The 19,943-nt window shown below is 69.8% G+C and carries 17 protein-coding genes; 9 read left to right on the plus strand and 8 right to left on the minus strand.

Going from position 1 to position 19,943, the window contains the following annotated elements; genetic code table 11:
• Positions 1 to 20: 20 nt before the first annotated feature.
• The 4 genes from FNH21_RS11285 to FNH21_RS11300 form a co-directional block, all read right to left on the minus strand.
• Positions 21 to 818 carry an MSMEG_6728 family protein gene (locus FNH21_RS11285; RefSeq protein ID WP_152815550.1) on the minus strand — a complete coding sequence of 266 codons (798 nt, stop codon included), beginning with the start codon at positions 816 to 818 and terminating at the stop codon, positions 21 to 23.
• Between the two features lie 42 nt (positions 819 to 860).
• Positions 861 to 2,486, minus strand: coding sequence for a stealth family protein (locus tag FNH21_RS11290; protein ID WP_152815553.1), 1,626 nt, complete (start codon positions 2,484 to 2,486; stop codon positions 861 to 863).
• A gap of 95 nt (positions 2,487 to 2,581) precedes the next feature.
• On the minus strand, positions 2,582 to 3,328 hold the full coding sequence (locus FNH21_RS11295; RefSeq protein ID WP_152815556.1) for a potassium channel family protein: 747 nt from the start codon (positions 3,326 to 3,328) through the stop codon (positions 2,582 to 2,584).
• Positions 3,329 to 3,470: 142 nt separating this feature from the next.
• Entirely contained in the window at positions 3,471 to 4,106 is a 636-nt protein-coding gene (locus tag FNH21_RS11300) for a DUF1684 domain-containing protein (protein WP_152815558.1), read from the minus strand.
• A gap of 58 nt (positions 4,107 to 4,164) precedes the next feature.
• On the opposite strand from FNH21_RS11300, the gene FNH21_RS11305 reads away from it, so the two are divergent.
• Together FNH21_RS11305 and FNH21_RS11310 are read left to right on the plus strand one after the other, a co-directional pair.
• Complete coding sequence (locus FNH21_RS11305; protein ID WP_338403255.1) at positions 4,165 to 4,917, plus strand: sulfite exporter TauE/SafE family protein; 753 nt, start codon at positions 4,165 to 4,167, stop codon at positions 4,915 to 4,917.
• An 89-nt stretch (positions 4,918 to 5,006) separates the two neighbouring features.
• Entirely contained in the window at positions 5,007 to 6,287 is a 1,281-nt protein-coding gene (locus FNH21_RS11310) for a cell division protein PerM (RefSeq protein ID WP_152815565.1), read from the plus strand.
• A 12-nt stretch (positions 6,288 to 6,299) separates the two neighbouring features.
• Here FNH21_RS11310 and FNH21_RS11315 read toward each other — a convergent pair whose 3' ends face one another.
• On the minus strand, positions 6,300 to 6,653 hold the full coding sequence (locus FNH21_RS11315; protein ID WP_191931887.1) for a hypothetical protein: 354 nt from the start codon (positions 6,651 to 6,653) through the stop codon (positions 6,300 to 6,302).
• Positions 6,654 to 6,674: 21 nt separating this feature from the next.
• Between FNH21_RS11315 and FNH21_RS17515 the strand changes: the two genes are divergently transcribed.
• From FNH21_RS17515 to corA, 3 genes are read left to right on the plus strand one after another with little or no spacing between them, the layout of a single operon-like run.
• Positions 6,675 to 6,872, plus strand: coding sequence for a pentapeptide repeat-containing protein (locus FNH21_RS17515; RefSeq protein ID WP_191931888.1), 198 nt, complete (start codon positions 6,675 to 6,677; stop codon positions 6,870 to 6,872).
• A 26-nt stretch (positions 6,873 to 6,898) separates the two neighbouring features.
• Complete coding sequence (gene purN / locus FNH21_RS11325) at positions 6,899 to 7,504, plus strand: phosphoribosylglycinamide formyltransferase (protein ID WP_152815568.1); 606 nt, start codon at positions 6,899 to 6,901, stop codon at positions 7,502 to 7,504.
• 1 nt (position 7,505) lies between these two features.
• Entirely contained in the window at positions 7,506 to 8,522 is a 1,017-nt protein-coding gene (corA, locus tag FNH21_RS11330) for a magnesium/cobalt transporter CorA (RefSeq protein ID WP_191931915.1), read from the plus strand.
• 28 nt (positions 8,523 to 8,550) lie between these two features.
• Here the strand turns inward: corA and FNH21_RS11335 are convergent, their stop codons facing one another.
• Together FNH21_RS11335 and FNH21_RS11340 are read right to left on the minus strand one after the other, a co-directional pair.
• Positions 8,551 to 9,168 (minus strand): DUF4259 domain-containing protein, encoded by a 618-nt coding sequence (locus FNH21_RS11335; RefSeq protein WP_152815571.1) that lies wholly within the window; start codon positions 9,166 to 9,168, stop codon positions 8,551 to 8,553.
• Positions 9,169 to 9,357: 189 nt separating this feature from the next.
• Positions 9,358 to 12,072, minus strand: coding sequence for an alpha-amylase family glycosyl hydrolase (locus tag FNH21_RS11340; RefSeq protein ID WP_338403256.1), 2,715 nt, complete (start codon positions 12,070 to 12,072; stop codon positions 9,358 to 9,360).
• Positions 12,073 to 12,215: 143 nt separating this feature from the next.
• Here FNH21_RS11340 and FNH21_RS11345 point away from each other — a divergent pair, with 143 nt between their 5' ends.
• Positions 12,216 to 12,818: a DUF6318 family protein gene (locus FNH21_RS11345; protein WP_152815574.1), complete on the plus strand. Its 603-nt coding sequence runs from the start codon at positions 12,216 to 12,218 to the stop codon at positions 12,816 to 12,818.
• 63 nt (positions 12,819 to 12,881) lie between these two features.
• Here FNH21_RS11345 and FNH21_RS11350 read toward each other — a convergent pair whose 3' ends face one another.
• Positions 12,882 to 14,234 carry an MFS transporter gene (locus FNH21_RS11350; protein ID WP_152815577.1) on the minus strand — a complete coding sequence of 451 codons (1,353 nt, stop codon included), beginning with the start codon at positions 14,232 to 14,234 and terminating at the stop codon, positions 12,882 to 12,884.
• A gap of 337 nt (positions 14,235 to 14,571) precedes the next feature.
• Here FNH21_RS11350 and FNH21_RS11355 point away from each other — a divergent pair, with 337 nt between their 5' ends.
• The 3 genes from FNH21_RS11355 to FNH21_RS11365 all read left to right on the plus strand — a co-directional run bounded on the left by FNH21_RS11355 (position 14,572) and on the right by FNH21_RS11365 (position 19,842).
• Entirely contained in the window at positions 14,572 to 15,516 is a 945-nt protein-coding gene (locus FNH21_RS11355; RefSeq protein WP_191931889.1) for a DUF559 domain-containing protein, read from the plus strand.
• Positions 15,517 to 15,843: 327 nt separating this feature from the next.
• Positions 15,844 to 17,448: a bifunctional phosphoribosylaminoimidazolecarboxamide formyltransferase/IMP cyclohydrolase gene (purH, locus tag FNH21_RS11360; RefSeq protein WP_191931890.1), complete on the plus strand. Its 1,605-nt coding sequence runs from the start codon at positions 15,844 to 15,846 to the stop codon at positions 17,446 to 17,448.
• A gap of 171 nt (positions 17,449 to 17,619) precedes the next feature.
• A complete protein-coding gene (locus FNH21_RS11365) occupies positions 17,620 to 19,842 on the plus strand; it encodes an NADP-dependent isocitrate dehydrogenase (protein ID WP_152815583.1) in 2,223 nt (740 codons plus the stop codon).
• Positions 19,843 to 19,943 lie beyond the last annotated feature (101 nt).

The following is a 19,943-nucleotide window of genomic DNA, read 5'->3' on the forward strand; positions in this document are numbered from 1 at the left end:
CTGATGACTCGGCCGGCGGCTCAGCCGAGCGAGGCAGGAAGACCCACACTGAACAGGGTCCTGGGGTCCTGAAGCAGCGCCGGCGGTTCGATGTCCGAGCGGCGCAGCCAGCCGCCGAGCCGGGCGGCACGGATGAGCCCGTCCTCGTGCATGAGCACGGGGCCCACGTGCCCCGTCCGGAAGTGCTCGCCGTCCGGGTCGGCGATCGCCACGGCGTCGCCGTCCTCCACCGCCTCCTCGAAGGTGTGGAGCTGGCGCTCCCATTTCGGCGCAGCCCGTCCGCCCGGCGGATCGGGCGGCATGAGCAGGGTCGTATCACCCTCCGGCGGGTGGGACGCCGCCCGCCAGACCCACAGCCGCCGGCCCTCGGGTTCGGTGGGGATGCGTTCCACGTCGGGTTCCGGCCACAGGTACGGGAGGTCCTCCGGAGTACCGGGGAACCGGCTGCGGTAGATCTCCGGCGCCTTCTGGATCAGGTTGGACCGGTGACTCACGTGCAGGGCGGGTTCACCCAGCCATGAGGGCATCGGCACGTCGGGATCCTCGAGCACGTGCGGCGCGAACTCCAGGATCAGGCGGTGCGTGGAGTCGGCGTGGCCGCGGGAGACCCACTCGGACACCATCGCGAGCCCGTACAGCGTGAGGGCAGGCACATGACCCATCCACATCCGGATGGCGGGATGCCGACGCCACCCGTAGTCGGGGATCACGAGGGCGCGGAGGGCCTGCAGGGTCTCGACCCGCTGCTTGCCGAGCCTCGCCTGGTCGAGCACCCGTGCGCTCGCCCCGAAGTCCGGATACGGCAGGAAGGTCTGCATGGCGCCAGTGTTCCACGCCGCAGAGGCGCCCCGCCCGGGGGACTAGATCTCCCAGGGAGCCTTGACCGGGAAGTACTTCTCGAGGAAGTCGGTGACCAGATGGGCACGTTCCTCCGCCTCGACCTCGGGGAAACTGCCGTCGTTCAGACAGAAGAAGTCGTGGTTGCGCTTGTCGAGCATCTTGTTCAGGCTCTTCAGCCCGGAGCGCTGGGTGGTGTCGACGTACGCGACACGCGCCATCTCCTGCGTGACGGCACGGCCCGTGAGCAACGCGTAGTAGTGGTAGAGCGAGTTGGTGACGGAGATGTTGTCCTTGGCGCGGAACCGGGACGCCGCCGTCGCCTCGAACTCCGCGGCGAATTCCGTCTCCATCTCGCGCAGCACGCTCTTCCGCAGCGGCGCGGCGGTGTGTTCGAGGTGGCGCGTGGTGATCCGGCCGAAGCGCTCATGCAGCAGGCGCCGGTTGACCCGGGCGGCGTTCTCGAAGCCGCTGCGCTCCGCGTCGTTCTCGCCGAGGCCGATCCTCGTGTCCGCCTCGATGAACTTGGTGACACCGCCGGGGGAGAAGAACATGTCCGGTGCCACGGGCCGGCCGAAGAACATGTCGTCGTTGGAGTAGAGGAAGTACTCCGAGAGGCCCGGGATGTGCTGCAACTGGGCCTCGACGGCCTGCGAGTTGTGCGTGGGGAGGACCGAGGGGTCCTTGAAGTGCTCCTCCGAGCGGACGAGCGTCACCGAGGGATGGTCGGCGAGCCACGCCGGCCGGTCCGAGTCCGTGGCGATGTAGATCCGCCGGACCCACGGCGCGAACATGTAGACCGACCGGAGCGCGTACTTCAGCTCGTCGATCTGGCGGAAGCGGGCCTCGTGGTCGTCGCCCTCGCCCACCACGACGCCCTGCATACGCGCTGCCCGGGCGGCCCGGTACTCGGGGCTGCTGCCGTCCACCCAGGAGAAGACGAGGTCGATGTCGAAGTCGATGTCCGTGGCGTGATCGGCGAACATGTTGTCGATGGTCGGCCAGGTGTGGCCGTGGCGTTCCACCTCGCCACGCACCACCTCGGCCGCCGGCAGGGTCCGCCGGGTCAGGGAGTTCTCCACGGGCAGCTCGATCGCCGTCTCCCCGAGCGCCCACAGTTCGATCTGCACGCCGGCGGAGGGGCCGTAGGCGAGCCCGCCGAGCGGTTCGATCCGGGGGCGGAAGAGGCGGAAGATCCGGGCCTTGCCGCTCTTGGAGAGCTCGCCGTCACTCACCAGGAGCGTCGTGCGGCGCTTGGTGTCCACGGTCCGCGAGTAGAAGGGCTCGTCGCGGCACGCCTCGACCAGGGCCGCGCGCAGCCGCTCCCGGTCTGCGAGGTCGACGGCGATGACCGGTCGCTGGTCGTTGCCCCGGACGAGGAGGAACCCGATGCCGGCGTCGTCGAGTGCGGCGCGGATGAAGAGGAGGTCCTCGACCATGGCCTGATGCGGCGTCCGGTCCTGGTTGATGAGGGTGAAGCGCCGCTTGATGGTGGTGATGTCCGAGCGGCCCTCGAAGCGGGCCACCGCCGCGCGAGACGCCGATTCGAGGATCTCGGCTTCATTCTCCGGTTCGGGTGCGCCGAAGTAGATGTCGTGTTGGGCAGCGATGTCGGTAATCGGATCCTCCTGGAGTGGGTTCGCTCCCATGATAGGGCCTGACGGCATGGCCTGGATGCGGATGGGCACCCTACCCCTCCCGGGAGGCGCAGTCCAGCATTCTGCACCGGGTCCGTGCGCTCGCCTCACTCCTTCGGCGTGTGCCCCTGATGCGATCCATGCCCCAGTTGGCGCGTGAGGGTGTCGATCTGGAGGCTGACGCTGGTGAGCTGGTCCTGCATCCGGGCATCGGACTGCGCCGCCTGCGCGTTGTCCCTGCCGCTCCCGACGTTCTCCACGAGCCAGGAGGCGAAGGCGGCCGTGACCGCGCTCAGCACCCCGATCCCGCCGATCATGAGGCCGGCGGCGACCAGGCGGCCGGCGCCGGTGACCGGGTAGTAGTCGCCGTAGCCCACGGAGGTGACCGTGGTCAGCGCCCACCAGAGGGCGTCGGGCAGGGTGAGGATGTTCGCGCCGGGCGCGCCCTGTTCGGCGTCGAGCACCGCTAGTGCGCCCGCATAGCCGAGCACCGTCATCGCGGAGACGACGTACAGGACGATGTGCCCCCGCAGGGCATCCCCACCCGAGCGGTTCAGCACGCGCAGCAGGGGGATGAGCCGGAGCAGTCGGAGCGGCCTCAGCATCGGCAGCAGGAGGATCACCAGTTCGTGCAGGTGGCGGACGAACCAGCGGCCACGGGACGGTGCCAGCCACAGGCTCACGAGGTAGTCCACGAGGAACAGCCCCCAGACCGCCCAGATCGTCGTCTCGAGGATCCCGTCCACCGCCGGGTCGGGCTCGCCCGTGACCTGGAAGGAGTAGGCCACGAGGTAGTGGACGGCCCCGGCGATCAGCGGTCCCTCGGACCGGCGGCGCCACCGGTCCTGGGCCATACCGGCGCCCCCGTCCGGTGCATGCCCAGGGGCTCCCTCCCGTGGCGGCCTGCTCCTCATGAGTGCTCCTCGGTAGGTTTCCGGGCGGCATCCGCGCCCGGGAGATAAGCCTACGTACTCACCCGGGGGGGTGCAGGAACCGTCAGTAGGCGCGGTAGAGCTCGCCCACCGGCACATCGTCCGTCAGCCGGTTGTCCGGCCCGGGCAGGGGACACGCCCAAGCCTCGTCGTAGGCGCACGAGGGGTTGTAGGCGAAGTTGAGATCCACCACGAGGCTGCCCGGGGTGCGTCCCTCGCCGAGGTGCGCACCCTTGACCGTGTCGAGGACGTAGCGCCCGCCCCCGTAGGTGCCGCCGGGCCTGCCCGCCGTGCCGTCGCGCAGGGGAAGGAAGAGTCCGCCGCCGTAGGAGGCGAGCTTCCACAGGGCCAGCCGGCCGAGGCCGGGCAGGGTCAGCGTCCCGAGACGGCGGAAGGGGACGACGCCGTCGGTACCGGTGGCGACGTCCATCACCTCGCCCGCGCCGTCGTCGTCTACGGGCGCCTCGAACCGGAACGCCGGGTCGTAGGGCGCGAAGTCGAGTCCCGGGAAGGACTCCTTCGCGGACGCTGTGAGCGCCGACGCCGGGTGGTCGCGGAACAGGACGTCGCGGCCCATCCGCCACAGCGTGTGCGCCGCCTCGGGGGACTCCGTCGCGGCGCGCTCCCGGACGTCGTCGTAGAGGCCGAACACGCGGTGGCGCCAGTCCGCCGTCGCGAGGGCCGTGGTGAGAGCCGTCATGCCCTCAGGCTACCCCCGGCAGCGCGGGCCTTGGTTGCCCCGGCGTACTGTAACTGGGGTGACTCTCGGCATCTTCTTCATCGTGCTCGCCTCCATCCTCGTAGGGGCCGTGGCGCAGCGCATCGCCGGACTCGGGTTCGCCCTCCTGATCGCCCCCTTTCTCGTCATCATCCTGGGACCGCACGCGGGCGTCCTGCTCGTGAACATCTGCGGCGTGGTCTCCTCCGCGATCATCGTGGGCCGCGTGTGGAGGGACATCGACTGGAGCATGTTCCGCTGGCTCGTCGTCCCCTCGCTCTTCGGATCCGTCCCCGGGTCCTTCCTCGCCGTCGCCGTCCCCTCGGCGCCCCTGTCCGTCACCGTGGGCGCGGTGGTGCTCGTGGCGCTGACCATCTCGCTGGTGCTGCAGCGCTCCGACGTGGTGGTGCGCGGCAACCCCCCGAAGGTCGTCGCCGGTTTCACCGCGGGGCTCACCAACTCGATGGCGGGCGTCGGCGGCCCTGCGGTCAGTGCCTACGCCCTGCTGTCGCGGTGGCCGCAGCGGCAGTTCGCAGCGACGCTCCAGCCGTTCTTCGTGTGCATCGGCACCGTCACGCTCGTCGCCAAGCTGCTGCTCGATCCGTCCCAGGCGCCCGTGCTGGCGCCCTGGATGTGGATCGCGATCGGGGTGGCGATCGTGGCGGGCATCTTCACGGGGGAGAAGCTCGCCCGGTTCGTCCGCGACGATCAGGCCCGGCTCTTCGTCGTCGTCATCGCCTTCATCGGCGCGGGCCTCGCCGTCATCAAGGGGCTCGCGGACATCCTCGGCTGAGGCGGGGCCCGCCTGTCGCCCCGTGCAACCCCGGACCGCCCCGCGTCGCTCGCCGGCCGCGACACCCGCCGGTGGCACCATTGGAGGTGATGAGACTCCCCACCAAACCCCTTGCCCTTCCCATGCCCCTGTGGCTGCAGGGAGTGTTCGAGCTCGGGCAGGCCGCCGTGATCTCGGCCCTGCTCGTCGTGCTCCCGGTCGCCGCCGTGTGGCTGACCGGGGGCTTCGCGGACCGCAGCCCCGAATCCGCCGCGCGGCTCGCCGGCCAGGGCTGGCTCGTGATGCACGGGGTGCCCCTGGTCCTGCAGTTCCCGGCCGGCGTCGCGGGGGACGGCGCGGTGGCAGGACTGCTGCACGTGGTGCCGCTCGGGCTCGTCCTCATCCCCTTGCTGCTGGCCTGGCGTGCCGGGCGCCGGCTCGCCCGCGCCTCCTACACGGACCAGCTCTGGCAGGCACTGCTCGGCGCGCTCCTCACCTACGCGGCCATCGGCGCCGGCGTGGCGTACGTGTCCACCACCCCTGATGCCGCCGCGCCACTGGCTGCCGGCGCGCTGATCCCCCCGGTCGCCGCAGGGATCGGGCTGGTCACGGGCGCCTACCGCGAGGCGGGGGCCTGGAGCCGCCTCGTGGGGGTGGACTTCGCCGCCTGGGTCGGGCGGACGAGCCAGCACTCCCGCTGGGCCGGTTCCTACGCGTGGTCGGTTCTCCGCTCCGGATTCCTGGCCGTGATGGTGGCCCTGTCCCTGTCCGCGGCACTCCTCGCGGTGGCGATCGGCCTCAACTGGGCGGGTATCGCGGCCGTCTACGAACGGCTCGACGGCGGGATCGCCGGCGCCTCCGTGGTCACCCTGTTCCAGCTCGGGCTCCTGCCCAACCTCGCCGTCTGGACCATGTCCTGGTCCACGGGGGCAGGATTCGCCCTCGGCACCGGCAGCTCCCTCACGCCGCTCGGCAGCGCTGTCGGGCCGCTGCCCGCCCTGCCGATCCTGGGGGCACTACCGGCCGGAACGCTCGAGTACGGCTACGCGGCCCTCGCGATCCCCGTCCTCGCAGGACTCCTCGCGGGATGGTGGTTCTTCCGGGAAGGCGAGAACCACTTCGACGAATGGCTCGTCCTCCACAGTCCCCGCCGCTGGCTCACCGCGACGGCGTCCACCCTGGCGCTCGCGGTGCTGATCGGCATCGCCGCGGGCCTCGGCGGCGCGGTCGTGGCGCTGCTGTCGCGGGCCTCCCTCGGCCTCGGGCGGTTCACGGATCTCGGCCCGGACCCGCTAGGCGTCGGTCTGTGGCTGGCCGCCGAGGTGGCCGTGGGAGCGCTGCTGGGCCACGCCGTCGGGCCCCTGCTCGAGCGGGAGCCGCGCCGCCGCTGAGCCCGCCCGACCTCAGCCCAGGCCGTCGAGCCGCTGCAGACCGTCCTGGCAGTCCTCCTGGGCCTGCAGGGTGAGGGCGCGCGCCATGCACTCCTCGTAGGTCCGGGTCACGGACCAGAGCAGCACCGAGGCGGCCGTGCCCGCAGCGAGGAAGAGCGCGGCTGCGAGGCCCATCGAGGTGGCGAGGACCACGAGCCGCGGCAGCTTGAGCCTGATCGCCTTGACGAGGGCGACGACGCCGGCCGCCAGCGCGAAGAGCGAGAGCACGAGCGTGAGGACCTTCCACGGCAGCACGAGGCTGCTGGTCAGCACGCCGAGGAGGAGGGCCAGCAGGAAGAGCCGGAGCCAGAGACGGGCGGACGCCATGGCACCGGTGGCGCCGCCGTCGTGCCCCGTCCCGCCGGTTCCCGACGGGCCTGCGCCCCGCTGTCCCGTGCCGTTCTGTCCCGTGCCGTTCTGTCCCGTGCCGTTCTGTCCCGTGCCGTTCTGTCCCGTGCCGTTCTGTCCCGTGCCGTTCTGTCCCGTGCCGTTCTGTCCCGTGCCGTGCTGCGTCATCGTCGCTCCGTTCCCATGGTTCAACCCTAGGCGAGGCCAGACCCTAAGGTTGAGCCATGCGCATCGTCGTCCTCGTCTCCGGCACCGGATCGAACCTGCAAGCCGTCATCGACGCCGTCCTGGCCGGGTCCCTGGACATCACCATCGCCGCCGTGGGTGCCGATCGCCCCGGGACGGGCGGGGTGCGGCGGGCAGCCGACGCCGGCATCCCCACCTTCGAGGTGGACTTCCGGAGCCACGCCGAACGGTCGGACTGGAACCGGGCGCTGACCGAGGCCGTCGCGGCCCACGAGCCGGACTACGTCGTGTCCTCGGGCTTCATGCGGATCGTCGACGAGCACTTCCTCGACCGCTTCCCGAACCGCTACCTGAACACGCACCCCGCCCTCCTGCCGAGCTTCCCCGGTGCCCACGGCGTGCGCGACGCGCTCGCCTACGGGGTCAAGGTCACGGGCTGCACGGTCATGATCGCGGACGCCGGCGTGGACACCGGGCCCATCCTGGCCCAGACCGCCGTCCCCGTCCTGCCCGGTGACACCGAGGAGACCCTGCACGAGCGCATCAAGGTCGAGGAGCGCGCGCTGCTGATCGGGACGCTGCGCTCGCTCGCCGCCGAAGCCGACGCCGGAGGACCGGCCTCCGACGAGACGGTGGGTGCCTGAGGTGCCGCTCGTCGCCAACGCCGTCTACGTCGACGGCCGGAAGCGCATCAACCCCGAGACCCTGGACCAGACGTTCGAGCTCATGCGGGACAGCGGCGGTATGGGCTGGATCGGCCTCTACCGTCCCGAGCCCGCGGAGATCAGCGCTGTGGCCGCCGAGTTCGGCCTGCATCCACTGGCCGTCGAGGACGCCACCAACGGTCACCAGCGCGCCAAGCTCGAACGCTACGAGGACACCCTGTTCGTCGTCCTCCGGCCGGCCCGCTACCTCGACGCGGAGGAGAAGGTGGAGTTCGGCGAACTGCACGTCTTCATCGGCCGCGACTTCGTGGTGACCATCCGCCACGCCGAATCGCCGGATCTCGGGATCGTGCGCCGCCGCCTCGAGGCGGACCCCGAACTCCTGGGAACCGGCCCCCAGGCCGTGCTCTACGCCCTGCTGGACCAGGTGGTGGACGAGTACGAGCCGGTGGTGCTGGGCCTGGAGAACGACATCGACGAGATCGAGAACGAGCTGTTCGGGGGAGCGCCGGACGTGTCACGGCGCATCTACGAGCTGCACCGCGAGGTCATCCTCTTCCAGCGTGCCGCGCAACCGCTGCAGAGCATGATGGATCTGCTGCTCCGGGGTTCGGACAAGTACCAGATGGACGCCGAGCTCAGCCGCAACCTGCGCGACGTGCAGGACCACGTGATCCGCGTCGTCGAGCGCATCAATACCTTCCGGACGCTGCTGCAGAATGCGCTGACCGTCCACTCCACACTCGTGGCGCAGCGCCAGAACGAGGAGATGACCCGGCTCACGGAGACCTCCCTCACGCAGGGCGAGGAGGTCAAGCGCATCTCCTCCTGGGCGGCCATCCTCTTCGCGCCGACGCTGATCGCCTCGATCTACGGCATGAACTTCGACGTGATGCCCGAACTGCACTGGCTGCTCGGCTACCCCTTCGCCCTCCTGCTGATGGCGGCGATGGGCGTGGGGCTGTGGTGGACCTTCAAGCGGAACGACTGGCTCTAGGACATCCCGGCGCCATCGTGCTCAGGAATCATTGCCGGCGTTCGGCGAGCGCGCCGCGCACGCAGTGGAACACGTAGTAGGCATAGGCGATCAGGGGAGGGTTGCCGGCGCTCGTCACTCCCGGGAGCAGGGCGCGCAGGACGAGGAACAGGCCGACGGCCAGCAGCCCGAACAGGACGAGCCGGGCCCAGAGCGGCAGCACGGGTGCCGGATGCGACGGTGCCAGGCGGCGCCGCATCCATCGTGCACGACGGCGGACCCTGCGCCGGAAGGACGGGGGAGCAGCCCGATCGGCCTCCTGCTGCCTGCGCGCCAGGTCTGCGAGCACTCCGAGACGCTCCGGAAGGAGCTCCTCGGGCCACCGCTCCGGTTCCTCCTCCTCGGAGGCGACGATCGACCGTGTCCGGGCCAGCACGCCCGGCGTGACCCGGCCGTGTTCCACCTGCAGGGCCGCGAGCCCGAGCCACTCGTGGTCCGACAACCCGTTCGGGAAGGGGCCCCGAGGGACGTCCTCGGCCTCGAGCCGTTCCTCCAGCTCCTCCAGAGCTTCGTCCACGGACCGACCGCCCGCTACCTGGTCGTCGAAGTCGCCCCGGAGATCCAAGCCATCGTCGTTGTCGAAGATAGCGGTTCCCCAGGCACCCATGGGACGAGTATGGCCCGGCCGGGCGATGCGGCACGTCGATCGGAGGACGGCGACGCCGATGCTGAGGAGGTCCTTCGGAAATACCGCGGAAACCGGTGGTGACCGGAAGGCTCCGGCACGAGGGCGTCGGTGCACACGGGAACGGCCGGGACCCGAGGGGCCCGGCCGTCCTCCTGCCGTGCGGAACGGTCAGTGCGTGCTGATCACCTTGCTCCGGTGGTCGTAGACGAACGTGACCGGACCGCCCCGATGGGTGAGGGCGATGTTGGCGCCGTCGAAAGCCCCGCCGGCGCCGTAGTTCTCGGTCCAGCTCCGGTCGAATGCCGCCTTGTACTCGTAGGACCCGGCGGGAAGGTCGGCGACCTCGAGGACCCAGGTCTGCGAGGCGTCGTCGAACGTCATCTGCGCCTCGTCGCAGGCGGGATCCCAGTCGGTCCCGCAGCCGAGCTCGGAGTCGAGGCTGCCGGCGACCGCCACGGTGCCCGGCTGGTCCACCAGGGAGCCGACGGTCACGGTCCTGACATCACTCACCGAGGTGCCGAGCACCGCCCGGTAGCGCACCTGGGTGCCCTCCGCGAGGTCCAGGGCGGCGAGGTCGTCGACCGCGGTGTAGGTCGGCGACGAGTCGTCGGTGCCGATCGCCGCCCAGTCCCCGCCCGCGATGCTGCGTTCGAGCGTCACGGCGTACTCGGAGTCCTCGGGGTCGGCGGTCGCGGTGACCTCGACGTCGCCCTGTACCTGCGTTCCCTCCGCGGGCAGGCCCATCCTCAGTCTCGGCTCGGGAACGGTCGCGCCCACACCGGCGGAGGTGCGGGTGTGGCGGCCGTTGTCGAGCACCACGGCACGGTACTCGACGGCGGTGCCGGCAGGCAGCGCGCTCGTGTCGTGGTAGACGCTGTAGGGCGCGTTGTCATCGGTGCCGATGCTCGTCCACCCGGTGCCGGGCGTGCGGGCCTCGAAGGTCACCTCGTAGAACGAGGAGCCCGCCACGTCGGCGGCCACCCTCATGCGGCCGTTGTCCTCGACGGCAGGTACGGGCGCCTGCAGGCTGATCGCGGGGGCCTTGCCCGAGTGCGGGATCTTCCCCGAGAGTTCGTACACCACGGTGGACAGCGCGGGGACGGTCACGCTCAGGGTGCCGTCGGCCGCCGACCTCGCACGCTTCGGCGCATCCCCGTACACGAGGCCGAAGCTGCGCTTGGACGCGTAGGTGGGGATCTTCGCGGTCTGGGGCTCCGTGCTGTTGTTCAGGGCGACGACGTACTCGCGGCGGTCCTCGGCGTCTACGCGGGAGAACGCGTAGATGCCGGGGCCGTCCGAGGCATAGCGGTGCTGATGGGCACCGTCGCGCAGCGTCGGGTGGTCCCGGGTGATGTCCGCCAGCGTCGCGATGCCCTGGTAGAGCGGGTGGGTGGTGTCGAAGTTGTCGGTCGCGTGGGTGGCATCGGTGCCGAGGAGGTCGTCGTCGAGGTACTCGCCGACCTGGCTCGCGAACAGCGTCTGGCGGGCGTCCTGGTCGCCGCCCGGTCCGGTGAAGCCCTGCTCGTCGCCGTAGTAGATCACCGGGTTGCCGCGGGAGAAGTACATCAGTTCGTGGGCGAGTGTGTCCCGCGCCAGCAGCTCGTCCTCGGCGGCGCCCGGATTGTCGGCCGCGATGAAGCCGCCGATCCGTCCCATGTCGTGGTTGCCGAGGAAGGTGGGCAGGCTGTACGCGTTGGAGTCGGCGTCGGTGTACCAGTCGTCACCCGCGAAGAAGGTCTCGAGGTCCGAGGCCGGGGCGCCCTGCGATGCGTAGCCGCGCGCCGCCGCCTGGAAGGGGAAGTCGAGGACGGACTGCATCCTGTTGCGCGTGGTGAACTGCGAGGTGAAGGACTTGGTGGTGTCGAAGACCTCGCCGAACATGAAGAACTCGTCCTTGCCCTGCTCCTGGGCGTACGTGAGCACCTCCGGGCCGAAGGCCTGCCAGAACTCGTCGTTGACGTGCTTCATGGTGTCGATCCGGAACCCGTCGACGCCGAAGTCCGCGATCCAGGTCTTGTAGATGTCGATCATGCCGTCGACCACGCGCGGGTTCTCGGTGGCGAGGTCGTCGAGGCCGAAGAAGTCGCCGTAGAAGGAGTCCTCACCGGCGAAGGTCGTGTCGCCACGGTTGTGGTAGAGCGTCGTGTCGTTGAGCCATGCGGGTACTTTGAGGTCCTTGTCGGCCTCGGGGACCACCGGGACGTACGGGAAGGAGGTTGCCGGGTCGAGCGCCGGGAACGTGTCGGTCCCGGCGTAGTCGCGGTCGTCGAACGCGTTGCCCTCGGCGTCGCGGTAGGGCACCTCGTCCTTCGAGACGTAGGGCGCCCGTTCACCGGCGTCGTACGCGATCACGTCCGCGGTGTGGTTGGTGATGATGTCGAAGTAGACCTTCATCCCGCGCTGGTGGGCGGCGTCGATGAGTGCCCTGAGGTCCTCGTTGGAGCCGAGGTGCGGGTCGATCTGCGTGAAGTCGGTGATCCAGTAGCCGTGGTAGCCCGCGGAGTTGTCCTCGGGCTGGACGGCACGGTTCTTGAAGCTCGGGGTGAGCCAGATGGACGTGGTGCCCATGCCCTGGATGTAGTCGAGCTCCTGCAGCAGGCCCTGGAGGTCTCCGCCGTTGTAGTAGCCCTTGCGGGTCGGGTCGAAGCCGGACACCGACGGATCGGGGCCCAGCCCGCCGTCGTCGTTGGCGGTGTTGCCGTTCTGGAAACGGTCGGCCATGACGAAGTAGAAGTTCTCGTCGGTGACCGCGGTGCGGAGGGAGTGCTGGGCGGTGGCCGGGGGATTCCCGGGTTCCTTCGGGGCGGCGGCGGCGGGCAGTGTCGTGATCGAACCGGCAACGAGGGCGGTCAGCACGACGACGGTGGCGTGGCGGGGTCTCACAGGGTCTCCTTCGTGGGGTGGGACCAGCGTGTCCCACGTCACAGGGGGAGTCAATCCTTTCGCGTAAATTACGCGAAACTTCTCTCCGGCGCTTCCCGCGATAAGGTGCCTGAGGCTACTTTCCCCTTTCCGACAGGACCATCATGAACAGCACGCGCCGTACCGTGGCCGCAGCCATCACCCTGCTCGCCCTCACCGGGTGCGCCGGGACCGCCGAGCAGGCACCCGCCGCCTCCGCGGATACCCGCCCCTCGCCGGCCAGCTCCTCCGCGGCCGCCGTCAACATCGAGCGGCCCGCGACGAACGACCTCGTGAAGGAGTCCACCGCCGACGGCGCCCGTGCCTTCCTCTACTACTACTTCGACCTGAAGGCCTACGTCCTGCAGACCGGGGACGCCGCGGCCATGCTCGAGCACCTCGACGGCGCCTCCTCCGAACAGGCGGAGGCGGAGCGGCTGCAGGGCGTGTACGACGACGGCGGCTGGGTCCTCGGTGGCCAGCCCAAGGTCGAGAACGTCCTCCTCACCACTCCCGAGGAGGAGGTCGTCGAAGGAGCCGAGGTCACCGCCCTGATCCCGGTGAACCCCGACGCGTACACCGAGTTCGCCGAGGACGGCTCCGTCGCCGAGCAGCGCCCCTTCTCGCCGGAGGGCACCATCTACACCGCGACCGTCCGGTTCGCCGACGGTGCGTGGAAGGTCACGTCGCTCGAGGAGACGCCGGACGCGGACCTGCCCGAGGCCTGATCACCACGACGGGAGGGTGCGACCCACGCGGGAGGCACCCTCCCGCCTGCCAGGAGCCGCCCGTCAGCGTAGTTTGGCGGCGCGGGTCTCGGGGGCGTTGAACGCCATGAAGAGGACGGCCAGCAGCACCAGGCCGCCCGTCAGCGCGAAGGTGAGCGGCAGGCCGAGGTAGGGCCAGAGGAGGCTGCCGAAGATCAGCGGGACGAGACCGGCGCCGATGCGCGAGATGGTCGAGGCCCAGCCGAAGCCGCTGCCACGCAGGTCGGTCGGATACAGCTCCGACACGTACGTATAGAGCACCGGGATGGCCACCTGCACCACGAAGCCGAACGCCAGCAGCCACGCGGTCGCGACGGCGGGGAGCTCGAGCGTCAGCGCGAACACCACGAGGAGCGCCGCGGACCCGGGACCCGTGATCGCGAGCAGCCACTTGCGGCCCACGCGCTCCACCAGCAGCGCGGCCGCGATCACGCCGAGGAAGCCGACGCCGGTCATGAACGTGGTGGTGATGAAGGCGACGGACTGCGCGTACCCGGAGGCGATGAGGATGCGCGGCATCCAGGTCAGTGCGCCGTAGTACACCAGCAGGATCGTGAGGAAGAGGCTCCAGGCGGTCAGGGTGATGCGCCAGTTGTACCGCCACAGACCCGTCAGCTGCCCGGAGATGCTGCCGATCGAGAGCTTCGGCGTCTCCTCGGGCTCGGGCAGGCGCCACTCGCGCTGCCCGCCGCCCGTCCGGGCGACGAGTTCGTCGATGACGGCTCGCGCCTCCTCGCGCCGCCCCCGCTGGACGAGGTAGAGAGGGGACTCGGGCACCCCGCGCCGTACCCAGAACACGAGCAGGGCGGGGAGCACCATGACGAGCATCGCGTAGCGCCACTCACCCGTCTGCGCCACGACCGCCGTCGTCACCACGCCGCAGAGGAAGGCTCCGATGGGCCACCAGGCGTCCATCGCCGTCAGGACACGCCCGCGCTGGCGCCGCGGCGTGAACTCCCCGACCAGCGCATAGTCCACCGGGATGCAGCCACCCAGGCCGAAGCCAGCGAGGAAGCGGAAGATGCAGAACCACACGATGTCCGGGGAGAAGGCGCCGAGGACGGTGAAGACCGAGAAGACGAGCAGCGTCAGGGTGAAGGCCCGCTTCCGGCCGATGAGGTCCGCCACCGACCCCCATGCGAAGGCACCGACGGCCATCCCGATCAGGTTCGAGGTGGCGATCCACGCCGACTGGCCGGACGTCAGGCCCCAGTCGCCGATCAGCAGGGGGATCAGGTAGGCATTGAGGGTCACGTCCCACGCGTCGAACATGAAGCCGAGGCCGCCGATCAGGAAGATCTTTCCCTGGACCTTCCAGCGCCAGGGAAGGTCCTGGACCACTTGGTCGCCGGTGGGGAGCTGCGTATTGATGCTCATGATGCCTTCGTGGAGGGGCCGGATACTGCAGAAACTGTACCGCCGCCGGTGGGAGCGGACTGCCGGATGGCCGACGTCGTTCCTTGCCCGGGATCGGCGCCCTCTGTGCCCCGGTTGGGCCGAGAGGACAGACACGACCATCGTTGGCCCGCTGCACCGGTTATTTCTGTCCTCTCGACGACGGCCGACGTCGTTCCTTCCCCCGGGTTGGGCCGAGAGGACAGACGTGACCGCCGAGGGAGTCCTGCACCGGCTATTTCTGTCCTCTGGATGCCGATCATCCCGCCGACCCTGTGGAGAACGTCGATGCGCCGACGCGCGGGCGCACGATGGATCGATGCCGACCGACCCCTACGCAACGGCCCTGCTGAATCTGACCTCGAAGCGGTGCTTCTCCGTGGAGGCGGCCCGTGACCTCGGTATCCCCGCCCGGGTGCTCCGCCGCGCGCTCTACCGGCGCGCAACACGGAGCCTCCGTGTCCTCGATGCTGCACCCGCCGACCTGTCCGACGTCGTTGCCTGCCTCGGATCGCTGACGCCGGGCACGGTCGCGAGCCACCAGACGGCTGCGGTCCTGTGGGGGTTGCCGCTTCCACGCCGGTCAGTGGACGAACTGCTGCATCTCACCCGATCGACCGGATGCTCGCGGCCGCGCAGGGCCGGCGTCGTGGGTCACGTCGCGAGACTGGGCCCGGGCGACGTCGTCACGGCGTACGGGGTGCCGCTCACCTCGCCCGAACGCACGTGGTGCGACCTGGCCGCGACACTTCCACTTGCGGACCTCGTTGCACTGGGAGACGCGCTGCTTCGCCGATGGGATGCTCCACGACGGCCCGCAGCCATCAACGAACCGGACCCTCTCAGCAGCGTTGATGCGCTGGCGGCAGCCCTTGCCCGGAGATCTGGCGCGCGGGGTACGGCTACCGCGCGCAAGGCGCTGCCGCTCCTCCGATCGGGAGTCGACTCCGCGCCGGAGAGCCTGCTCCGGTTGCTCATCGTCGATGCAGGCCTGCCTGAACTAGACGTGAACCAGTGGATCCTGGACACCGCCGGGCGCCGCGTGTCGCGACCGGATCTGCAGTACCGCGCACGTCGCATCGCCCTCGAGTACGAAGGGGAACACCACCTCACCGACCCTCGTCAGTGGGCCCGGGACATCGAGCGGGACGACCGCCTGCGGGCACTCGGGTGGATCGTGCTGCGCTTCACGAGGAGACATCTAGGGGCAGGCCGTGACGACGGGTTGGAGCGGATCCGGCAGGCGCTGGCGCTGCGAGCGTGACCCGCGGCACCGACGTCGGCGATTTCCGTGTGCTCCCGTATCGACGCTTGCTCGCCATGGACGACTGGACAGAAAAGACCGGGGAACAACGTCTTTGCCGGTCATTTCTGTCCTTTCGACGCCCAGCCCGGCGGGAGGAACCCGCCGCGGGGAACCCTGCCGAATTCGACACCCGGCCGGGAGGTAGACGCTCGGCGCGAGACCCGCACCTTGACGCTCGCCGCGGGTAGGCCGGAAACGGTCCCGCCGCCCCCTTCATTCGATGCCGGGAGCGGCGCCTATACACTTGTGGGCGACCCCCAGCGAAGCAATGTGACGGAGATCTGCGTGAGCCTGACCCACCTCGACCGTGTCCCCATCCGCCGAGCACTGATCTCGGTATTCGACAAGACCGGTCTGGAGGAGCTGGCGCAGGGCCTGCACCGCGCCGGCGTCGCCATCGTCTCGACCGGCTCGACGGCGCAGCGCATCGCCGCAGCGGGGGTGCCCGTGACCGAGGTATCCGAGGTCACCGGGTTCCAGGAGACGCTCGACGGCCGGGTCAAGACCCTCCATCCGAAGGTGCACGCCGGGATCCTCGCCGATCGTCGCCGCCAGGAGCACATCGACCAGCTCGCCGAGCTCGACATCGAGGCGTTCGACCTCGTCGTCGTCAACCTCTACCCCTTCGTCGAGACCGTGCGGTCCGGCGCTGAGCCGGACGCCGTCGTCGAGCAGATCGACATCGGCGGACCCGCTATGGTCCGCTCCGCCGCGAAGAACCACCCCTCGGTCGCGATCGTCGTGGACCCCGCGCGGTATGCGGACGTCGTCACGGCCGCCGGTGAGGGCGGCTTCGATCTCACGGCACGACGCCGGCTGGCCGCGCTCGCCTTCGCCCACACCGCGGCCTACGACACCGCCGTCGCCTCCTGGACGGCCGAGCAGTTCGACACGGACGAGGAAGCCTTCACCTTCCCGGGGTACGCCGGTCTCGCCCTCGAGCGGTCCGAGGTACTGCGCTACGGCGAGAACCCGCACCAGCAGGCCGCGCTGTACGTCGAGAAGGGAGCCACGCCCGGCATCGCCCAGGCCGACCAGCTCCACGGCAAGGCCATGAGCTACAACAACTTCGTGGATGCCGACGCCGCGCTGCGCGCCGCCTTCGACTTCGACGAGCCCGCCGTCGCGATCATCAAGCACGCCAACCCGTGCGGTGTGGCCGTCGGGAGCGCGGACGCGGAGGATCCGATCGCGGACGCCCATGCCAAGGCGCACGCCTGCGACCCCGTGTCGGCGTTCGGCGGTGTGATCGCCGCGAACCGCGAGGTGACCGCGCGCATGGCCGCCACCGTGAAGGACATCTTCACCGAGGTCGTCATCGCTCCCGCCTTCTCCGAGGAAGCCGTGGAGATCCTCTCGCAGAAGAAGAACATCCGCCTCCTGACGCTGCCCGACGGCTACGGCCGCAACCCGGTCGAGTTCCGGCAGGTGTCCGGGGGAGTGCTCATGCAGGTCGCGGACACGCTCGACGCCGACGGCGACGACCCCGCACGCTGGACGCTCGCCGCCGGTGAGGCTGCCGACGCGGCGACCCTCGCGGACCTCGCCTTCGCCTGGAAGGCCTGCCGCGCCGCGAAGTCGAACGCCATCCTGCTTGCGTCCGACGGCGCGTCCGTCGGAGTGGGCATGGGCCAGGTCAATCGCGTGGACTCCTGCCGCCTCGCCGTCGAGCGGGCCAATTCCCTCGCAGGGACCGAGCGGGCCCGCGGGTCCGTCGCCGCGTCCGACGCCTTCTTCCCCTTCGCCGACGGACTGCAGATCCTGCTCGACGCCGGTGTCCGCGCCGTGGTCCAGCCGGGCGGCTCGGTGCGCGACCAGGAGGTCATCGACGCGGCGAACGCAGCCGGGGTCACGCTGTACCTGACCGGAGCCCGTCACTTCTTCCACTGACGCCTGAACGGGTCGCCTGGCGGACACCACCGCGCGGCGACCCGCGCCCGTCAACGCCGCCGTTCCGGGGCGCATACCGTTAGGTGATGCCCGAAGGACCTCGGTAGGTTAGAGCAGATGGGCAACCCCCAACCGACCGCACAACGCAAGAGCACCAGGGAGAAGCCACCCATGGCCAAGATCATCTACACCCACACCGACGAAGCGCCGATGCTGGCCACCTACTCGTTCCTGCCGATCATCGAGGCGTTCGCGTCCACGGCGGGCGTCGAGGTGGAGACCAGGGACATCTCGCTCTCCGGCCGCATCATCGCTCTCTTCAACGACCGCCTCCCCGAGGACCAGCAGGTGGCTGACGCGCTGGCCGAACTCGGCGCCCTGGCGAAGACGCCGGACGCCAACATCATCAAGCTGCCGAACATCAGCGCCTCGGTACCCCAGCTGAAGGCTGCGATCGCCGAGCTGCAGTCGCAGGGCTATGCCCTCCCGGACTACCCGGACCACCCCGCCACCGACGAGGAGAAGGACGTCCGCGCGCGGTACGACAAGGTCAAGGGCAGCGCCGTCAACCCCGTCCTCCGCGAGGGCAACTCGGACCGGCGCGCTCCGGCGTCGGTGAAGAACTACGCGCGCCAGAACCCGCACAGCATGGGGGCCTGGACGCCGGAGTCGAAGACGAAGGTGGCGCACATGACGAGCGACGACTTCCGTTCCAACGAGCAGTCCGTCGTCATCCCCGCCGAGACGACCGTCAGTATCCAGCATGTCGCCACCGACGGCACCGTTACCGAGCTCAAGGGCGCCTTCCCGGTGCTGACGGGAGAGGTGCTCGACGGCACGGTCCTGCGCGCCGATGCCCTCAACGCCTTCCTCAAGGCCCAGGTGGCCCGGGCGAAGGACGAGGGCGTGCTGTTCTCGGCCCACCTCAAGGCCACCATGATGAAGGTCTCGGACCCCATCATCTTCGGCCACGTGGTCCGCGCCTTCCTGCCCGAGCTCTTCGAGACCTACGGCGAGCAGCTCGCGACGGCGGGCCTCAGCCCGAACAACGGCCTCGCCTCGATCATCGGTGGCCTCGACAAGCTCCCCGAGGACGTACGCGACGGTGTCCAGCAGGTCATCGCCAAGGGCATGGAGGACGGCCCGGCGATCGCGATGGTCGATTCCGACAAGGGCATCACCAACCTGCACGTCCCCAGCGACGTGATCGTGGACGCTTCCATGCCGGCCATGATCCGCAGCTCCGGCCACATGTGGGGGCCGGACGGCGAGGAGGCGGACACGCTCGCCGTCATTCCCGACAGCAGCTACGCCGGGATCTACCAGGTCGTCATCGACGACTGCCGCGCCAACGGCGCCTTCGACCCGACCACCATGGGCACGGTCCCCAACGTGGGCTTGATGGCCCAGGCCGCCGAGGAGTACGGCAGCCACAACAAGACGTTCGAGATCCCCGCCGACGGGAAGGTCCAGATCGTCGACGCCGATGGCGCCGTGCTGATCGAGCACGACGTCGCTCCGGGTGACATCTGGCGCGCCTGCCAGACCAAGGACGCCGCGATCCAGGACTGGGTGAAGCTCGCCGTCACGCGCGCCCGCGCCTCGGCGACGCCGGCTGTCTTCTGGCTCGACAAGGGCCGCGCCCACGACGCCAACCTCATCGCGAAGGTCGAGGAGTACCTGGGGGCCAACGACACCGACGACGTCACGCTCGAGATCATGACGCCGGTCGACGCCACCGCGTTCACGCTCGAGCGCATCCGCAAGGGCGATGACACCATCTCGGTGACGGGCAACGTCCTCCGCGACTACCTGACCGATCTCTTCCCCATCCTCGAGCTGGGCACGAGCGCCAAGATGCTCTCCGTGGTGCCCCTCATGAACGGCGGCGGGCTCTTCGAGACGGGCGCCGGTGGTTCCGCTCCCAAGCACGTGCAGCAGCTCGTCAGGGAGAACCACCTGCGCTGGGACAGCCTGGGCGAGTTCCTCGCCCTCGCGGTCAGCTTCGAACATCTGGCGACGACGACGGGGAACGAGCGCGCGCAGGTCCTCGCCGACACGCTGGATCGAGCCACCGGGACCTTCCTGCTCGAGAACAAGTCGCCGAGCCGCCGCGTGGGCGAGATCGACAACCGCGGCAGCCACTACTTCCTCGCCCGCTACTGGGCCGAGGAACTGGCGAGGCAGGAGCAGGACGCCGAGCTGGCCGAGAGCTTCGCGCGCGTCGCCGAGGCGCTGACCGGCAACGAGGACACCATCGTGGCCGAGCTGCTCGAGGTCCAGGGCCGGCCGGCGGACATCGGCGGGTACTTCCACCCGGACGTCACGAAGGTCAGTCAGATCATGCGCCCCTCCGCGAAGCTGACAGAGGTCCTCGCGATCCTGACCCCGTAACCCCCCACGGAGGGATCGACAGCCGGTGGTCCGCTTTTGCGGACCACTGGCTTCTTCGTGAAACCCGTCATTTACACGCCGCACTCCGCGGGTCTATGGTT

Origin of the sequence: Arthrobacter bussei (assembly GCF_009377195.2) — a bacterium.
Taxonomy (GTDB): Bacteria; Actinomycetota; Actinomycetes; order Actinomycetales; family Micrococcaceae; genus Arthrobacter_D; species Arthrobacter_D bussei.

Excerpts from the sequence above, each read along its gene's own strand:
- FNH21_RS11350 (WP_152815577.1), bottom strand. The coding sequence starts at position 14,234 with ATGAGCATCAATACGCAGCTCCCCACCGGCGACCAAGTGGTCCAGGAC.
- FNH21_RS11335 (WP_152815571.1), bottom strand. The coding sequence starts at position 9,168 with ATGGGTGCCTGGGGAACCGCTATCTTCGACAACGACGATGGCTTGGAT.
- FNH21_RS11355 (WP_191931889.1), top strand. The coding sequence starts at position 14,572 with ATGCCGACCGACCCCTACGCAACGGCCCTGCTGAATCTGACCTCGAAG.
- FNH21_RS11345 (WP_152815574.1), top strand. The coding sequence starts at position 12,216 with ATGAACAGCACGCGCCGTACCGTGGCCGCAGCCATCACCCTGCTCGCC.
- FNH21_RS11285 (WP_152815550.1), bottom strand. The coding sequence starts at position 818 with ATGCAGACCTTCCTGCCGTATCCGGACTTCGGGGCGAGCGCACGGGTG.
- FNH21_RS11365 (WP_152815583.1), top strand. The coding sequence starts at position 17,620 with ATGGCCAAGATCATCTACACCCACACCGACGAAGCGCCGATGCTGGCC.
- FNH21_RS11295 (WP_152815556.1), bottom strand. The coding sequence starts at position 3,328 with ATGGCCCAGGACCGGTGGCGCCGCCGGTCCGAGGGACCGCTGATCGCC.
- FNH21_RS11310 (WP_152815565.1), top strand. The coding sequence starts at position 5,007 with ATGAGACTCCCCACCAAACCCCTTGCCCTTCCCATGCCCCTGTGGCTG.
- purN (WP_152815568.1), top strand. The coding sequence starts at position 6,899 with ATGCGCATCGTCGTCCTCGTCTCCGGCACCGGATCGAACCTGCAAGCC.
- FNH21_RS11300 (WP_152815558.1), bottom strand. The coding sequence starts at position 4,106 with ATGACGGCTCTCACCACGGCCCTCGCGACGGCGGACTGGCGCCACCGC.
- FNH21_RS11290 (WP_152815553.1), bottom strand. The coding sequence starts at position 2,486 with ATGGGAGCGAACCCACTCCAGGAGGATCCGATTACCGACATCGCTGCC.
- FNH21_RS11315 (WP_191931887.1), bottom strand. The coding sequence starts at position 6,653 with ATGGCGTCCGCCCGTCTCTGGCTCCGGCTCTTCCTGCTGGCCCTCCTC.